26 protein-coding genes are annotated in these 12,654 nt (G+C 55.1%); all 26 read right to left on the bottom strand.

The features are described 5' to 3' along the window. Window positions 1-357: 357 nt before the first annotated feature. Entirely contained in the window at window positions 358-765 is a 408-nt protein-coding gene (gene rplQ / locus NOR51B_RS08155; protein ID WP_040481946.1) for a 50S ribosomal protein L17, read from the bottom strand. A 53-nt stretch (window positions 766-818) separates the two neighbouring features. Continuing rightward, window positions 819-1,823 carry a DNA-directed RNA polymerase subunit alpha gene (locus NOR51B_RS08150; protein WP_009020358.1) on the bottom strand — a complete coding sequence of 335 codons (1,005 nt, stop codon included), beginning with the start codon at window positions 1,821-1,823 and terminating at the stop codon, window positions 819-821. Between the two features lie 46 nt (window positions 1,824-1,869). Then, entirely contained in the window at window positions 1,870-2,490 is a 621-nt protein-coding gene (gene rpsD, locus NOR51B_RS08145) for a 30S ribosomal protein S4 (protein ID WP_040481945.1), read from the bottom strand. Window positions 2,491-2,514: 24 nt separating this feature from the next. Then, entirely contained in the window at window positions 2,515-2,904 is a 390-nt protein-coding gene (rpsK, locus tag NOR51B_RS08140; protein WP_009020678.1) for a 30S ribosomal protein S11, read from the bottom strand. 62 nt (window positions 2,905-2,966) lie between these two features. Next, a complete protein-coding gene (gene rpsM / locus NOR51B_RS08135) occupies window positions 2,967-3,323 on the bottom strand; it encodes a 30S ribosomal protein S13 (protein WP_009019184.1) in 357 nt (118 codons plus the stop codon). Window positions 3,324-3,428: 105 nt separating this feature from the next. Next, a complete protein-coding gene (gene rpmJ / locus NOR51B_RS15230) occupies window positions 3,429-3,545 on the bottom strand; it encodes a 50S ribosomal protein L36 (RefSeq protein WP_081443920.1) in 117 nt (38 codons plus the stop codon). A gap of 18 nt (window positions 3,546-3,563) precedes the next feature. Further along, window positions 3,564-4,889: a preprotein translocase subunit SecY gene (secY, locus tag NOR51B_RS08130; RefSeq protein WP_009018898.1), complete on the bottom strand. Its 1,326-nt coding sequence runs from the start codon at window positions 4,887-4,889 to the stop codon at window positions 3,564-3,566. Between the two features lie 3 nt (window positions 4,890-4,892). After that, on the bottom strand, window positions 4,893-5,327 hold the full coding sequence (rplO, locus tag NOR51B_RS08125; protein ID WP_040482464.1) for a 50S ribosomal protein L15: 435 nt from the start codon (window positions 5,325-5,327) through the stop codon (window positions 4,893-4,895). Between the two features lie 16 nt (window positions 5,328-5,343). Further along, window positions 5,344-5,526, bottom strand: a complete 183-nt coding sequence (rpmD, locus tag NOR51B_RS08120; protein WP_009019162.1) for a 50S ribosomal protein L30 — start codon at window positions 5,524-5,526, stop codon at window positions 5,344-5,346. Between the two features lie 17 nt (window positions 5,527-5,543). After that, on the bottom strand, window positions 5,544-6,059 hold the full coding sequence (gene rpsE, locus NOR51B_RS08115) for a 30S ribosomal protein S5 (RefSeq protein WP_009019193.1): 516 nt from the start codon (window positions 6,057-6,059) through the stop codon (window positions 5,544-5,546). A gap of 8 nt (window positions 6,060-6,067) precedes the next feature. After that, window positions 6,068-6,418 carry a 50S ribosomal protein L18 gene (rplR, locus tag NOR51B_RS08110; RefSeq protein WP_040481944.1) on the bottom strand — a complete coding sequence of 117 codons (351 nt, stop codon included), beginning with the start codon at window positions 6,416-6,418 and terminating at the stop codon, window positions 6,068-6,070. 8 nt (window positions 6,419-6,426) lie between these two features. Next, a complete protein-coding gene (gene rplF / locus NOR51B_RS08105) occupies window positions 6,427-6,954 on the bottom strand; it encodes a 50S ribosomal protein L6 (RefSeq protein WP_009021412.1) in 528 nt (175 codons plus the stop codon). A 28-nt stretch (window positions 6,955-6,982) separates the two neighbouring features. Then, entirely contained in the window at window positions 6,983-7,378 is a 396-nt protein-coding gene (gene rpsH, locus NOR51B_RS08100; RefSeq protein WP_009018827.1) for a 30S ribosomal protein S8, read from the bottom strand. Window positions 7,379-7,393: 15 nt separating this feature from the next. Beyond that, window positions 7,394-7,699 carry a 30S ribosomal protein S14 gene (gene rpsN / locus NOR51B_RS08095; RefSeq protein WP_040481943.1) on the bottom strand — a complete coding sequence of 102 codons (306 nt, stop codon included), beginning with the start codon at window positions 7,697-7,699 and terminating at the stop codon, window positions 7,394-7,396. Window positions 7,700-7,710: 11 nt separating this feature from the next. Next, window positions 7,711-8,250, bottom strand: a complete 540-nt coding sequence (gene rplE / locus NOR51B_RS08090) for a 50S ribosomal protein L5 (RefSeq protein ID WP_009019963.1) — start codon at window positions 8,248-8,250, stop codon at window positions 7,711-7,713. 32 nt (window positions 8,251-8,282) lie between these two features. After that, on the bottom strand, window positions 8,283-8,597 hold the full coding sequence (gene rplX, locus NOR51B_RS08085) for a 50S ribosomal protein L24 (RefSeq protein WP_009018893.1): 315 nt from the start codon (window positions 8,595-8,597) through the stop codon (window positions 8,283-8,285). A 25-nt stretch (window positions 8,598-8,622) separates the two neighbouring features. After that, window positions 8,623-8,991 (bottom strand): 50S ribosomal protein L14, encoded by a 369-nt coding sequence (gene rplN, locus NOR51B_RS08080; protein WP_040481942.1) that lies wholly within the window; start codon window positions 8,989-8,991, stop codon window positions 8,623-8,625. A 49-nt stretch (window positions 8,992-9,040) separates the two neighbouring features. Beyond that, window positions 9,041-9,307 (bottom strand): 30S ribosomal protein S17, encoded by a 267-nt coding sequence (gene rpsQ / locus NOR51B_RS08075; RefSeq protein WP_009019045.1) that lies wholly within the window; start codon window positions 9,305-9,307, stop codon window positions 9,041-9,043. Next, window positions 9,307-9,498: a 50S ribosomal protein L29 gene (gene rpmC / locus NOR51B_RS08070; RefSeq protein WP_009021259.1), complete on the bottom strand. Its 192-nt coding sequence runs from the start codon at window positions 9,496-9,498 to the stop codon at window positions 9,307-9,309. Before rpmC ends, rpsQ begins: the two co-directional genes overlap by 1 nt. Further along, complete coding sequence (gene rplP, locus NOR51B_RS08065; protein WP_040481941.1) at window positions 9,498-9,911, bottom strand: 50S ribosomal protein L16; 414 nt, start codon at window positions 9,909-9,911, stop codon at window positions 9,498-9,500. The genes rpmC and rplP overlap by 1 nt, the downstream gene beginning before the upstream one ends. A gap of 21 nt (window positions 9,912-9,932) precedes the next feature. Beyond that, entirely contained in the window at window positions 9,933-10,607 is a 675-nt protein-coding gene (gene rpsC / locus NOR51B_RS08060; RefSeq protein WP_009019893.1) for a 30S ribosomal protein S3, read from the bottom strand. A 13-nt stretch (window positions 10,608-10,620) separates the two neighbouring features. Next, window positions 10,621-10,959: a 50S ribosomal protein L22 gene (gene rplV, locus NOR51B_RS08055; RefSeq protein ID WP_009018932.1), complete on the bottom strand. Its 339-nt coding sequence runs from the start codon at window positions 10,957-10,959 to the stop codon at window positions 10,621-10,623. A gap of 23 nt (window positions 10,960-10,982) precedes the next feature. Further along, window positions 10,983-11,258 (bottom strand): 30S ribosomal protein S19, encoded by a 276-nt coding sequence (gene rpsS / locus NOR51B_RS08050; RefSeq protein WP_040481940.1) that lies wholly within the window; start codon window positions 11,256-11,258, stop codon window positions 10,983-10,985. Between the two features lie 28 nt (window positions 11,259-11,286). Further along, window positions 11,287-12,114 carry a 50S ribosomal protein L2 gene (rplB, locus tag NOR51B_RS08045; protein ID WP_040481939.1) on the bottom strand — a complete coding sequence of 276 codons (828 nt, stop codon included), beginning with the start codon at window positions 12,112-12,114 and terminating at the stop codon, window positions 11,287-11,289. Between the two features lie 13 nt (window positions 12,115-12,127). Beyond that, a complete protein-coding gene (gene rplW / locus NOR51B_RS08040) occupies window positions 12,128-12,424 on the bottom strand; it encodes a 50S ribosomal protein L23 (protein ID WP_040481938.1) in 297 nt (98 codons plus the stop codon). Beyond that, window positions 12,421-12,654 (bottom strand): 50S ribosomal protein L4 (gene rplD, locus NOR51B_RS15690; RefSeq protein ID WP_040481937.1); only part of this gene is annotated, 234 nt, incomplete at its 5' end. The genes rplW and rplD, both read right to left, overlap by 4 nt.

Genomic DNA, 12,654 nt, shown 5'->3' with positions numbered 1-12,654 from the left:
GCGCAGCTCCAGCAAGGACAGTGCACGGTAAGAGTCGCTCGTCGACGCCCAAAGGACTCCCGTCTACCTCACCTCGCGCCAGTGCCACGTTCAGGGGTGGTTCGACCGTACTTGCAGTGACTGCTGAGGGAGGCTTGGCGCCGGTTTGCTCGAGCGTCGACGAGCGGGCCGTCTGGTACACAGGTGGCGATGAAGCCACGGGAGCAGCCCGAGTAATCCGGGGCCGAGCAGCTCGGGGCAGGTGGGACGTCATACGCGAAGCTTATCCGCTGAGATAAACGATCATTGGTATTCGCGATAAGCCAAAAAAAAGCCCGGCATTGCCGGGCTTTTTTCTAGAACGAAACCGCCAGGCGCTTATTCGTCGTCACCATCGATTTCTTCAATATCGTCCACGACATCAGGTTCGGGACGATCAACCAGCTCGACATAAGCCATGGGCGCCTTGTCACCCATGCGATAGCCGCACTTGAGAATACGAATGTAGCCTCCAGGCCGCTCCTGATATCTGGGACCCAGCTCAGAGAACAGTTTGCCCACGGCAGCCTTTGACCGAGTACGGTCGAAGGCCAATCGTCGGTTGGCAACGCTGTCTTTCTTGGCCAGCGTGATCAAAGGTTCGGCATAGCTCCGCAACTCCTTGGCCTTGGGCAAGGTAGTCTTGATCAGCTCGTGCTCTACCAGTGACACCGCCATGTTACGAAACATGGCTTTGCGGTGGGAGCTGTTACGGTTGAGCTGTCTACCGCTGTGACGATGACGCATTTCTTTATTCCTTCACTGTTACCGCCTCACGGCGGTTGCTAATTACTGTAGCTTCAAGCGCTGAGTAAACGCTCGTCGTTCTTGAGGCTGGCAGGCGGCCAGTTCTCAAGACGCATACCGAGGGAAAGACCTCTGGAAGCCAGGACGTCTTTAATCTCCGTGAGCGATTTCTTACCGAGGTTAGGCGTCTTCAGCAGCTCGACTTCAGTACGCTGCACAAGGTCCCCTATGTAATAAATGTTCTCGGCCTTGAGGCAGTTCGCTGATCGAACAGTCAACTCGAGATCATCAACCGGACGCAGCAGGATAGGATCAACTTCGTCTTCCTGCTCGGTCGCGGTGGTTTGCGCTTCACTCTCGAGATCAACAAAGACCGAGAGTTGCTGCTGCAGGATGGTCGCGGCGCGACGAATGGCCTCTTCGGGATCGATCGTGCCATTGGTCTCGAGATCGATAACCAGCTTATCAAGGTCGGTACGCTGCTCTACACGAGCCGACTCAACGACGTAGGAGATACGACGGATCGGCGAGAATGAAGCGTCGAGGTGCAGGCGACCGATCGAACGCGTTTCGTCCTCTGGATCCTCTCTCGAGTCCGCGGGAGAGTAGCCGCGACCGCGCTGGGCAACCAGGCGAACAGCCAGCTCCTGATCTGAGGTCAGAGTGCAAATAACGTGATCCGGGTTGGAGACTTCCACATCGTGGTCCACCTGAATATCACCGGCGGTCACCGTACAAGGCCCTTTGGCAACCAGAGACAACTCGGCTTCATCCTTGCCAGCCATTGTCAGCGCCACGCCTTTCAGATTGAGCAGGATTTCGATGACGTCTTCCTGTACACCCTCTATCGCCGAGTATTCGTGAAGAACACCGTCAATTTCGACTTCGGTAATGGCGCAACCAGGCATCGAGGACAGGAGGATACGTCGCAGGGCGTTACCCAGCGTATGGCCGAAACCACGCTCCAGCGGCTCGAGGGTTACCTGCGCACGAGTAGTCGATTTCTCATCAACCTTGATAACCCGTGGGGTAAGAAACTCATTTACTGAACTTTGCATAATGCACCTGCGGTTGATTCTTGTGAGGTAGGGCCGTCTTCGAAGGTTACTTCGAGTACAACTCCACGATCAGGTTTTCGTTGATTTCGCTGGACAGATCCGCTCGCTCGGGCTTTGCCTTAAAAGTGCCCTCGAGCTTCTCGTTGTTGACCTCGATCCAGACGGGTTCCCCGCGTTGCTCGGCAAGACTCAGAGCTGCCTGCACACGCAATTGCTTCTTGGCCTTTTCACGAATGGATACCACATCACCTGGCTTAACCTGATACGAGGGGATATTGACCACAGCGTTGTTGATCAAAATACCCTTGTGGGCCACCAACTGCCGGGCTTCGGCACGGGTGGAACCAAAGCCCATCCGGTAAACCACATTATCCAGACGGCACTCGAGCAACTGCAGCAGATTCTCACCGGTAGCACCCTTGAGGCGGGCGGCTTCTTTGTAATAGTTACGGAACTGCTTCTCGAGAACCCCATAGATGCGACGTACCTTTTGCTTCTCCCGAAGCTGCACTCCGTAATCGGAAAGGCGTCCTCGGCGAGCGCCATGCTGTCCGGGTGCGGTCTCTGCTTTACACTTTGCTTCGAGCGCACGAACCCCGCTTTTCAGCTGAAGGTCTGTACCTTCACGACGGGAGAGCTTGCACTTAGGTCCAATATATCGAGCCATTCTATTAAATCCTCAGCGCTTGCGTTAAACGCGACGCTTCTTCGGTGGGCGACATCCATTGTGCGGAATGGGCGTCACGTCGGTGATATTACTGATGCGGTAACCACAGGCGTTCAGTGCGCGCACGGCTGACTCTCTACCCGGTCCCGGGCCCTTGACCTGGACATCCAGATTCTTGAGGCCGTATTCCTTGGCAGCTTCACCGGCGCGCTCTGCGGCAACCTGTGCTGCGAAAGGCGTCGACTTTCTGGAGCCGCGAAAACCTGAGCCACCGGCAGTCGCCCAGCTCAGTGTGTTTCCCTGACGATCGGTAATGGTGACGATCGTATTGTTAAAAGAGGCGTGCACATGCGCTACGCCATCGACCACCTGCTTGGTGATCTTCCGCTTTGTTGTCTTGGCCTGCTTTGCCATTTTTTTCCTACTTCAATATCCACGCTACAAATAAGCGATGTAGCTACACTGAAAAAAATCTCTTACCGTCGGATCGGCTTGCGCGGTCCTTTTCGGGTTCGAGCATTGGTTTTGGTTCGCTGACCACGCAAGGGAAGACCTCTGCGGTGACGTAAACCACGGTTACAGCCGAGATCCATAAGCCGCTTGATATTCATTGACACTTCTCGTCGAAGATCACCTTCTATGGTCATCTCTGAAACGAGGCTACGCAGCTGGTCGAGCTGCCCCTCGTTGAGGTCAGCCACTTTGGTAGCCTCATCGACGCCGGTAACAGCACACAGCTTCTTAGCCTGGGTGCGGCCTACACCGTAGATGTACGTCAGCGAGACTACTGCGTGTTTATGATCGGGAATGTTGACACCGGCGATACGCGCCATTGATTTATCTCCAAACGTTCTTTGTGCTGCTCACACGAGCAGACGCCACGCACTCAAATCGAGGGGCGCGCATATTACTGATTTGCCGAAACAATTTCAATGAAATTATCCCTGGCGCTGCTTATGTCGCGGATCGCTGGAACAGATCACTCTAACCACACCGTTACGACGAACGATCTTGCAGTTACGACATACCTTTTTAACTGAAGCTCTAACCTTCATTTTACTTACTCCTGAAACCTACCGTAGCCGGCCGGCGGGACCGGTGCTGGCCAGGTTTGCTTTTTTCATTACACCTTCATACTGATGAGACATCAGGTGGCTCTGCACCTGGGCCATAAAGTCCATCACAACAACCACAACGATCAGCATTGACGTACCGCCGAGGTAAAAAGGAACGTTGAACATGACGACCAAAAACTGCGGCAACAGGCATACCAGCGCAATGTACGCTGAACCGAAGACCGTGAGCCGGGTTAACACGCCATCGATATAATTGGCCGTCTGCTTACCGGGGCGAATACCCGGCACGAAGGCACCCGAACGCTTGAGATTGTCAGCCACTTCCTGTGGGTTAAACATCAGCGCGGTGTAAAAGAAGCAGAAAAAGATGATAAATCCAGTGAACAGGATAATATTCAACGGCTGCCCAGGCCCAATAGCCACCGCCAGGTCCTGCAGCCAATCCGCATTGTCGGCGCTGCCAAACCACTGCGCCACCGACGCGGGGAAAAGCAGTATTGAGCTGGCAAAAATAGCGGGAATTACACCTGCCATGTTGACCTTCAGCGGCAGGTGCGATGACTGCGCCTGGTACTGCTTATTGCCCTGCTGACGCTTGGCATAATTGACTGTGAGACGCCGTTGTCCGCGCTCGATGAAGACAACCAGATAAATAACCGCGATTGCCAGGGCGACAATGGCCAGCAACACAAGAATATTCAGTTCGCCCTGTCGAGCCTGCTCCATGGACTGCCCGATCGCGGCGGGCAATCCCGCGACAATCCCGGCAAAAATCAGCAGCGAGATACCGTTACCAATGCCCTTTTCGGTAATTTGCTCACCCAGCCACATCATGAACACGGCTCCGGTGACCAGCGACGTGATGGCGATGACATAAAAGGTAATCGACGTGTCGAAAGTGAGGCCTTGATTCGCAAGCCCAACGGTCATACCCGTGCCCTGCACCAGGGCCAACAGCACCGTTAAATAGCGGGTCATCTGGCTTATCTTTCTACGACCTGACTCGCCCTCTTTTTTGAGCTGCTCCAGAGACGGGGTTACAGCGGTCATCAATTGCATGATGATCGAGGCGGAAATATAGGGAAGAATACCCAGCGCAAGAATACTCATGCGCTCGAGTGCACCGCCGGAAAACACGTTTGCCAGTCCGAGAATAGTCCCCTGATTCTGGTCGAAAAGCGCCGACAACTGCTCCGGGTCAATACCCGGCACAGGGATGTGCGTACCGATTCGATAGACGATCAGCGCAACAAATACAAAGCGTAAACGGGCGAATAACTCGCCCATTCCCGCATTGTTCATTGATGGCATACCGTTGGCCATGAATTACGCCTCGACGCTCCCGCCAGCAGCTTCGATCGCCTCGCGAGCACCCTTGCTTACCGCCAATCCCTTGACGGTGACTGCTTTGGTGATTTCGCCAGAAAGGAAAACCCGGGCACGCAGGACATTGCTCTTAACCAGATCGGCTTCCTTGAGCGCCGCGAGATCCACTACATCACCCGCAACCGCATTGAGCTCATGCAGGCGCACCTGCGCGGTGGTCCGACCGATACGCGAGGTAAAGCCATACTTGGGAAGACGCTTCTGCAGCGGCATCTGGCCGCCCTCGAAACCGGGCTTCACTTTACCGCCGGATCGAGCCTTGAGACCTTTGTGGCCACGGCCTGCCGTCTTGCCATCACCAGAGCCGATACCGCGGCCAACGCGTTTCGCGTTCCGCTTTGAACCCGCTGCAGGCTTCAGACTGTTCAAACGCATTTCATCAGCCATTACATCAACCCTCTACACGAACCATGTAGTTCACTTTATTAATCATTCCGCGGACCGACGGCGTATCTTCGACTTCAACGGTCTGGCCAATGCGACGCAGCCCCAGGCCACGAACACACGCCTGATGCGCCTTGAGACGACCTGCGGTACTTTTGATCTGCGTGACCTTAATCATTGTTTTGCTCATGAGTTCCGTCTCCCGCCTCAGCTGAGGATCTCTTCAACCGTCTTGCCACGCTTGGCCGCAACCGCATCGGGTGACGTCATGTCGCGCAAACCGTTGTAGGTCGCGCGGACCACGTTCACCGGATTGGTTGACCCGTAGCACTTGGCCAAAACGTTGTGGACACCGGCGAGCTCCAGCACCGAACGCATCGCACCGCCGGCAATCACACCTGTACCTTCTGACGCAGGCTGCATGTACACCTTTGAGGCGCCATGATTGGCACGCACCGGGTACTGTAAGGTGCCGTCGACCAACTCGACCTTGATCATATTGCGCCGCGCCGCCTCCATCGCCTTCTGAATAGCGACAGGTACTTCGCGAGCCTTGCCACGACCGTAGCCCACACGACCTTTGCCATCGCCGACAACGGTGAGCGCTGTGAAGCTCATGATGCGGCCACCTTTAACGGTCTTGGCAACACGGTTAACCTGCACCAACTTTTCCTGCAGGTCGCCTTCGGTCTGCTGACCTCTTTTCTGATCGTTGAACGCCATAACTCTTCCTAGAATTCCAATCCGCCTTCGCGAGCCGCGTCTGCCAACGCTTTGACTCGACCGTGGTACTTAAAGCCCGAGCGATCAAAGGCCACTTGTGAAACACCTGCCGCCTTGGCGCGCTCAGCAATCAACGCGCCCACTTTCGAGGCCGCATCAACATTGCCGGTGGCGCCACCGCGAAGATCCTTATCCAGCGTCGATGCTGAAGCCAGCACCTTGTCGCCATCGGGTGCCAACACCTGTGCATAAATATGACGCGGCGTTCGATGGACCGTTAAGCGCGTTGCACCTACGGCACGCATTCTCACGCGAGACTTCCGAGCGCGACGTAAACGGGATACTGTTTTCTCGTTCATGCTCTTCCCTACTTCTTCTTGGCTTCTTTGCGCCGCACATACTCATCGGCGTAACGAATACCCTTGCCCTTGTAAGGCTCGGGCGGACGGTAACTGCGGATTTCCGCAGCCGCCTGGCCCACAGCCTGCTTGTCCATACCTTTGATAACCACTTCGGTCTGGGTCGGCGTTTCCGCGGAGATACCGTCCGGGAGCTGATAATCAACGGGATGCGAGAGTCCAATAGTGAGATTGACCACGGATCCTGTGGCTTTGGCTCGATAGCCCACACCATTCAATACCAGCTTCTTTTCCCAGCCATCAGATACCCCAACGACGAGGTTGTTGAGCAGCGCGCGGGTAGTGCCCGCGATAGCGCGCTCCTTATCAGATCGATAGGTCACTGTGGCAACGCCGTCACCGAGATCAACACTGATCCCGTCGATCAGCGACATCTCCATAGTGCCCTTGCCACCTTTAACTGCCACCGTCTGACCGTCGAGATTAACCTCGACGCCTTTGGGCAACGTAACCGGATTGTTTGCGACTCTTGACATAACTCAGTCTGCTCTTAAAAACGTCGAATCAGAAAACGGTGCAAAGTATTTCGCCGCCGACGCCCGCTGCTCGAGCGGCACGATCGGTCATCACACCATGTGAAGTGGATACGATGGCAATACCCAGCCCGCTGCGGACTGAAGGCAACTCGTCCTTGGCTGCGTAACGACGCAGGCTGGGGCGACTCACCCGCGCAATCTCAGCGATTACCGGCTTACCATCAAAATATTTCAGCTCAATCGCCAGTCGGGGCTTACCCGACGAGCTATCAAGGTTGAAGTCAGCGATATAGCCTTCTTCGGCCAGAACCTTGGCCAGAGAGGCCTTAAGCTTGGATCCCGGCATTTCTACCGAGGTCTTGCCAGCCATCTGCGCGTTGCGCAGTCGGGTCAGCATATCGCTGATGGGATCTTGCATGCTCATAAGCTTTCTTCTCCGTTACCAGCTGGACTTAACCAGGCCCGGCACATCGCCGTTCATGGCCGCTTCACGCAACCTGTTTCGGCATAAACCAAACTTTCTGTAAACCCCGTGCGGCCGCCCCGTAATCTGGCATCGACGCCGCTGGCGAACAGGGCTGGAATCTCGTGGCAGTTTTTGCAACTGGATCTGGGCGTCCCACCGCTCTTCATCACTAGAGCTCTGGCTGGTGATGACTTCCTTGAGCTGTGCACGCTTGGCCGCGTACTTGGCTACCAAGCGAGTACGCTTGTGCTCTCTAGCAATCATTGATTTCTTAGCCACGCTTTACCCTCTCAACCCTTAAACGGGAAATTGAACGCTTTCAGAAGCGCACGACCCTGTTCGTCGTTCGCTGCCGTTGTCGTGATGGTGATATCCATGCCACGCAGAGTGTCAACTTCGTCGTAGTTGATCTCCGGGAAAATAATCTGTTCGGTCACGCCCATTGCAAAGTTACCGCGGCCATCGAAGGACTTCGGGCTGATGCCACGGAAATCACGAATCCGCGGAATGGCGATTCCAATCAACCGCTCCAGGAACTCATACATGCGCTCTCCGCGAAGCGTTACCTTGCAGCCAATAGGCCAGCCGTCGCGAATCTTGAAACCTGCAATCGATCTGCGAGATTTCGTCACCACGACCTTCTGCCCGGCAATCTTTTCCATGTCCGCGACGGCGTTCTCCAGAACCTTCTTGTCACCAACCGCCTCACCCACACCCATATTGAGTGTGATTTTGGTGATGCGAGGAACTTCCATCACATTGGAAAGACCGAGCGTTTCTTTGAGCGCCGGTGCTATTTCGCTTCGATACTTCTGCTTTAGCGTTGCCATTTTTCCTTGCCTCAATCAGCCGGAGCTTTTGCTCAGGCGTCGATCACTTCGCCACTGGATTTGTAAACACGGACCTTCTTTCCGTCTTCGACTTTATAGCCAACCCGATCGGCCTTACTGCTACCCGGGTTATAAATCGCTATGTTCGATACCTGGATCGGGGCCTCTTTTTCAACAATACCGCCCTGGATGCCCGCTTGTGGATTGGGCTTGGTGTGCTTCTTGATCATATTGACACCACTAACCAGAACGCGGTTATCGTCCAACACAGAACGCACCTTGCCGCGCTTGCCCTTATCCTTTCCGGCCAGGACGATCACTTCATCATCGCGCTTAATTTTTGCCATTGCCTCGTTCCTCTCGTCCTGTCGCTCAGATCACTTCCGGCGCCAGAGAAATAATTTTCATAAACTTGTCGCCACGCAACTCGCGAGTGACCGGTCCGAAGATTCGCGTACCAATGGGCGCATCCTGGGCGTTCAGAAGTACAGCTGCGTTCTCATCGAACTTAATCAGCGAACCGTCCGGACGACGCACGCCTTTCTTGGTTCGAACAACGACTGCGGTCATCACCTGGCCTTTTTTCACCTTTCCTCGCGGAATCGCTTCTTTAACGGTCACTTTGATCAGGTCGCCCACACGCGCATAACGGCGCTTGGACCCACCCAATACCTTGATGCACATAACGCGACGAGCACCACTGTTATCGGCGACTTCCAAATATGACTGGGTCTGAATCATTTCTTTTACTCCAACCTGCGGCGGGGCCGCACCGTGTCACCAGAGATCGTTAGATCTGCGGTGCCGTTTCAAGTATTTCCACCAGCGTCCACGTCTTCGTCTTCGAGATAGGACGCGACTCTGCAACCAGTACCGTGTCACCCATACCCGCACTGTTGACTTCGTCATGAGCGTGGATCTTTGAGGTGCGTTTGATGTACTTCCCGTACACCGGGTGCTTGACGCGGCGCTCTACCTCAACGGTGATAGTCTTATCGGCTTTGTTACCAATAACTCGGCCCTGAACCGTTCGGGTTCGTTTTTCTGCAGCACTCATTACGCTTCCACCTTCTGCGCCAATACAGTTTTCACCCGCGCGATATCACGCTTGGTCTGCTTCAGCAAATGAGTCTGGCCCAACTGACCAGTACCCTTTGCCATACGCAACTTGAACTGCTCTTCCCGGAGTTCAAGAAGCTGTTTGGTCAGCTCTTCCTCGGACTTTTCTCGCAAATCTTTCGCTTTCATCACATCACCGACCGCTTGACGAAGGCCGTCTTCAAAGGCAGCTTGGAAGCCGCGAGGTCAAATGCCTCGCGAGCCAGCGCCTCGGATACGCCTTCGACTTCATACAACACACGTCCTGGCTGAATCTGGGCGACCCAATATTCAACGTTACCTTTACCTTTACCCTGTCGTACTTCCAGCGGCTTACCGGTAATCGGCTTGTCCGGGAAAATACGGATCCAGATCTTTCCGCCACGCTTGATATGGCGCGTCATCGCACGACGGGCGGCCTCGATTTGACGCGCTGTTATGCGACCACGTCCGGTCGCCTTCAGCGCATATTCGCCAAAGCTGACCTTGCTACCGCGCTCTGCAAGGCCGCGGTTACGGCCTTTTTGCATCTTGCGGAATTTAGTTCGTTTCGGTTGCAGCATTTTCTATTCCTCTGCCCGGGCTCAATTGGCTGCGGTACGACGCGACGTATCCGGCGCATCATCGTCGCCGCCAATCACTTCACCTTTGAAGATCCAGACCTTTACGCCAATGATCCCGTAAGTGGTTTCCGCCTCGTACGTTGAATAATCAATATCAGCGCGCAGCGTGTGCAAAGGCACACGGCCTTCGCGGTACCATTCAGACCGCGCGATTTCAGCACCACCCAATCGGCCGCCGACCTGTACCTTGATACCCTCTGCACCCTGACGCATCGCGTTTTGAACGACCCGCTTCATCGCGCGACGAAACATCACGCGTCGCTCGAGCTGCTGGGCAACGTTTTGAGCCACCAGCCTGGCGTCGAGATCGGGCTTGCGGATCTCCTCGATGTTGATATGCACAGGCACACCCATTTTGGCCGACAACTCCTTGCGCAGCGCCTCCACATCTTCACCCTTCTTACCGATGACAATACCGGGGCGAGCCGTGTGGATAGTGATACGTGCCGTCGCTGCCGGACGCTCAATCACGACCCGGCTTACCGAAGCTGCATCCAGCTTCTTGAGAATGTATTCGCGAACCTGCAGATCACTAATCAGGTTCTTCGCGTAATTTTTACTGTCCGCGTACCAGACCGAGTTGTGGTCTTTGACCACGCCCAGACGAATACCTGTTGGATGTACCTTCTGACCCATGCGGTCTACTCCCTTAGCCTTCGCTGTCCGCGACCTTGACCGTAATATGGCAAGAACGCTTCAAAATTCGATCACCACGACCTTTCGCTCGTGCGCGCATACGCTTCTGGGTGATGCCTTCATCGACAAAGATGGTCGATATACGAAGCTCATCGACATCCGCACCTTCATTGTTTTCCGCATTCGCGATCGCTGAATTCAACAGCTTGCGAACCAGGTGCGCAGCCTTTTTGGGGCTGAACTCCAACACGTTGAGTGCCTCACCAACCGGCTTACCCCGGACCTGGTCGGCAACCAGCCGCACCTTTTGCGCAGAAATGCTGGCGCCACGAAGTTTTGCTGCTATTTCCATCTTTCTATCTCCGTCCGGCCTGACTAGCGCTTGGCCTTCTTGTCGACAATGTGGCCCTTGAAGGTGCGCGTTGCCGCGAACTCACCCAGCTTGTGGCCTACCATGTCTTCGTTAATCAGCACGGGCACATGCTGCCGTCCGTTGTGCACGGCAATCGTCAGACCGACCATGTCGGGTGACACCATGGATCGTCGTGACCAGGTCTTGATAGGTCGGCGATCATTACTCTCAACCGCTGCTTCAACCTTCTTCATAAGGTGAAGGTCGATAAAGGGGCCTTTTTTCAATGAACGTGGCACGTAGTTTTCCTCTCTACCTATTCAGCGATTACTTCTTGCGACGACGACGAACAATAAAGGTGTCGGTGCGCTTGTTTTTGCGTGTCTTGTAACCCTTGGTCGGCTGGCCCCAGGGCGAAACGGGGTGGCGACCACCGGAGGTCTTACCCTCACCACCACCATGCGGGTGATCGACCGGGTTCATCGCGACGCCGCGCACCGTCGGACGAACACCGCGCCATCGCGCAGCGCCCGCTTTACCCAACTTACGCAGGCTGTGCTCAGAGTTGGATACCTCTCCGAGCGTAGCGCGACAATCAACCGGCACTCTGCGGGTTTCGCCGGAACGAAGCCGAACAGTGGCGTACTGACCCTCGCGAGCCACCAGCTGTACTGACGCACCTGCAGAGCGAGCCAACTGGGCTCCACGGCCCGGCTTCATCTCGATGCAGTGAATAACCGAACCCACTGGAATATTGCGCAGCGGCAGGCAGTTACCGGCCTTGATGGGCGCCGTAGAGCCTGAATAGAGCGTATCGCCCGCCTTGATGCCTTTAGGCGCAATAATATAGCGACGCTCGCCATCGGCGTAGAGCATCAGTGCGATGTGAGCCGTACGGTTGGGGTCGTACTCCAAACGCTCTACCTTCGCCGGAATGCCATCTTTATTACGCTTGAAATCAATAACGCGGTAATGATGCTTGTGACCACCACCGATATGCCGGGTGGTAATACGACCGGCATTGTTCCGACCGCCAGACTTGGACTGTTTCTCCAGCAGCGGCGCGTGGGGAGCACCCTTATGGAGATCAGCACCCACCACCTTTACCTGGTGGCGGCGACCGGCCGAGGTCGGTTTGCTTTTTACGACTGCCATTAGTCAGTACCCCTTAACTGATCGACGCAAAGTCAATTTCCTGACCCTGCTCGAGACGAACGTAAGCTTTCTTCCAGGAAGGCTTGTTGCTCCAGCCAAAGCGATTGCGCTTGGACTTGCCCTTCACTCGAAGCGTCTGTACATCGTCTACGGTAACCTTGAACAACTGCTCAACCGAGGTGCGAATCTCGTCCTTGGTGGCATCAAGCGCTACTTTAAATACATATTGATTGCTGTTATCCGCAACAATCGCGGCCTTCTCCGACACGTGCGGACCCAGCAATATCTGAAAAACTCGTTCCTGATTCACGCCAGCGCCTCCTCAAACTTCTTCACCGCGTCGACGGTGACCAACACCTTGTCGAACGCTACAAGGCTCACTGGATTGACACCCTCTACATCGCTCACATCAACACGATGAAGATTGCGCGACGCCAGGTACAGATTCTTGTCCACTTCGCTGGAAATAATCAGCACGTTCTCGAGACCGAAGCCCTTCAACTGCTCCGCGAGCAGCTTGGTCTTGGGCTGCTCGAGATC

Source organism: Luminiphilus syltensis NOR5-1B, from assembly GCF_000158175.1.
GTDB lineage: Bacteria > Pseudomonadota > Gammaproteobacteria > Pseudomonadales > Halieaceae > Luminiphilus > Luminiphilus syltensis.
The sequence above is the reverse complement of the archived record's forward strand: the minus strand, read 5'-3'. Positions and strand labels throughout refer to the sequence as shown.

Excerpts from the sequence above, each read along its gene's own strand:
- rplQ (WP_040481946.1), bottom strand. The coding sequence starts at position 765 with ATGCGTCATCGTCACAGCGGTAGACAGCTCAACCGTAACAGCTCCCAC.
- NOR51B_RS08150 (WP_009020358.1), bottom strand. The coding sequence starts at position 1,823 with ATGCAAAGTTCAGTAAATGAGTTTCTTACCCCACGGGTTATCAAGGTT.
- rpsD (WP_040481945.1), bottom strand. The coding sequence starts at position 2,490 with ATGGCTCGATATATTGGACCTAAGTGCAAGCTCTCCCGTCGTGAAGGT.
- rpsK (WP_009020678.1), bottom strand. The coding sequence starts at position 2,904 with ATGGCAAAGCAGGCCAAGACAACAAAGCGGAAGATCACCAAGCAGGTG.
- rpsM (WP_009019184.1), bottom strand. The coding sequence starts at position 3,323 with ATGGCGCGTATCGCCGGTGTCAACATTCCCGATCATAAACACGCAGTA.
- rpmJ (WP_081443920.1), bottom strand. The coding sequence starts at position 3,545 with ATGAAGGTTAGAGCTTCAGTTAAAAAGGTATGTCGTAACTGCAAGATC.
- secY (WP_009018898.1), bottom strand. The coding sequence starts at position 4,889 with ATGGCCAACGGTATGCCATCAATGAACAATGCGGGAATGGGCGAGTTA.
- rplO (WP_040482464.1), bottom strand. The coding sequence starts at position 5,327 with ATGCGTTTGAACAGTCTGAAGCCTGCAGCGGGTTCAAAGCGGAACGCG.
- rpmD (WP_009019162.1), bottom strand. The coding sequence starts at position 5,526 with ATGAGCAAAACAATGATTAAGGTCACGCAGATCAAAAGTACCGCAGGT.
- rpsE (WP_009019193.1), bottom strand. The coding sequence starts at position 6,059 with ATGGCGTTCAACGATCAGAAAAGAGGTCAGCAGACCGAAGGCGACCTG.
- rplR (WP_040481944.1), bottom strand. The coding sequence starts at position 6,418 with ATGAACGAGAAAACAGTATCCCGTTTACGTCGCGCTCGGAAGTCTCGC.
- rplF (WP_009021412.1), bottom strand. The coding sequence starts at position 6,954 with ATGTCAAGAGTCGCAAACAATCCGGTTACGTTGCCCAAAGGCGTCGAG.
- rpsH (WP_009018827.1), bottom strand. The coding sequence starts at position 7,378 with ATGAGCATGCAAGATCCCATCAGCGATATGCTGACCCGACTGCGCAAC.
- rplE (WP_009019963.1), bottom strand. The coding sequence starts at position 8,250 with ATGGCAACGCTAAAGCAGAAGTATCGAAGCGAAATAGCACCGGCGCTC.
- rplX (WP_009018893.1), bottom strand. The coding sequence starts at position 8,597 with ATGGCAAAAATTAAGCGCGATGATGAAGTGATCGTCCTGGCCGGAAAG.
- rplN (WP_040481942.1), bottom strand. The coding sequence starts at position 8,991 with ATGATTCAGACCCAGTCATATTTGGAAGTCGCCGATAACAGTGGTGCT.
- rpsQ (WP_009019045.1), bottom strand. The coding sequence starts at position 9,307 with ATGAGTGCTGCAGAAAAACGAACCCGAACGGTTCAGGGCCGAGTTATT.
- rpmC (WP_009021259.1), bottom strand. The coding sequence starts at position 9,498 with ATGAAAGCGAAAGATTTGCGAGAAAAGTCCGAGGAAGAGCTGACCAAA.
- rplP (WP_040481941.1), bottom strand. The coding sequence starts at position 9,911 with ATGCTGCAACCGAAACGAACTAAATTCCGCAAGATGCAAAAAGGCCGT.
- rpsC (WP_009019893.1), bottom strand. The coding sequence starts at position 10,607 with ATGGGTCAGAAGGTACATCCAACAGGTATTCGTCTGGGCGTGGTCAAA.
- rplV (WP_009018932.1), bottom strand. The coding sequence starts at position 10,959 with ATGGAAATAGCAGCAAAACTTCGTGGCGCCAGCATTTCTGCGCAAAAG.
- rplB (WP_040481939.1), bottom strand. The coding sequence starts at position 12,114 with ATGGCAGTCGTAAAAAGCAAACCGACCTCGGCCGGTCGCCGCCACCAG.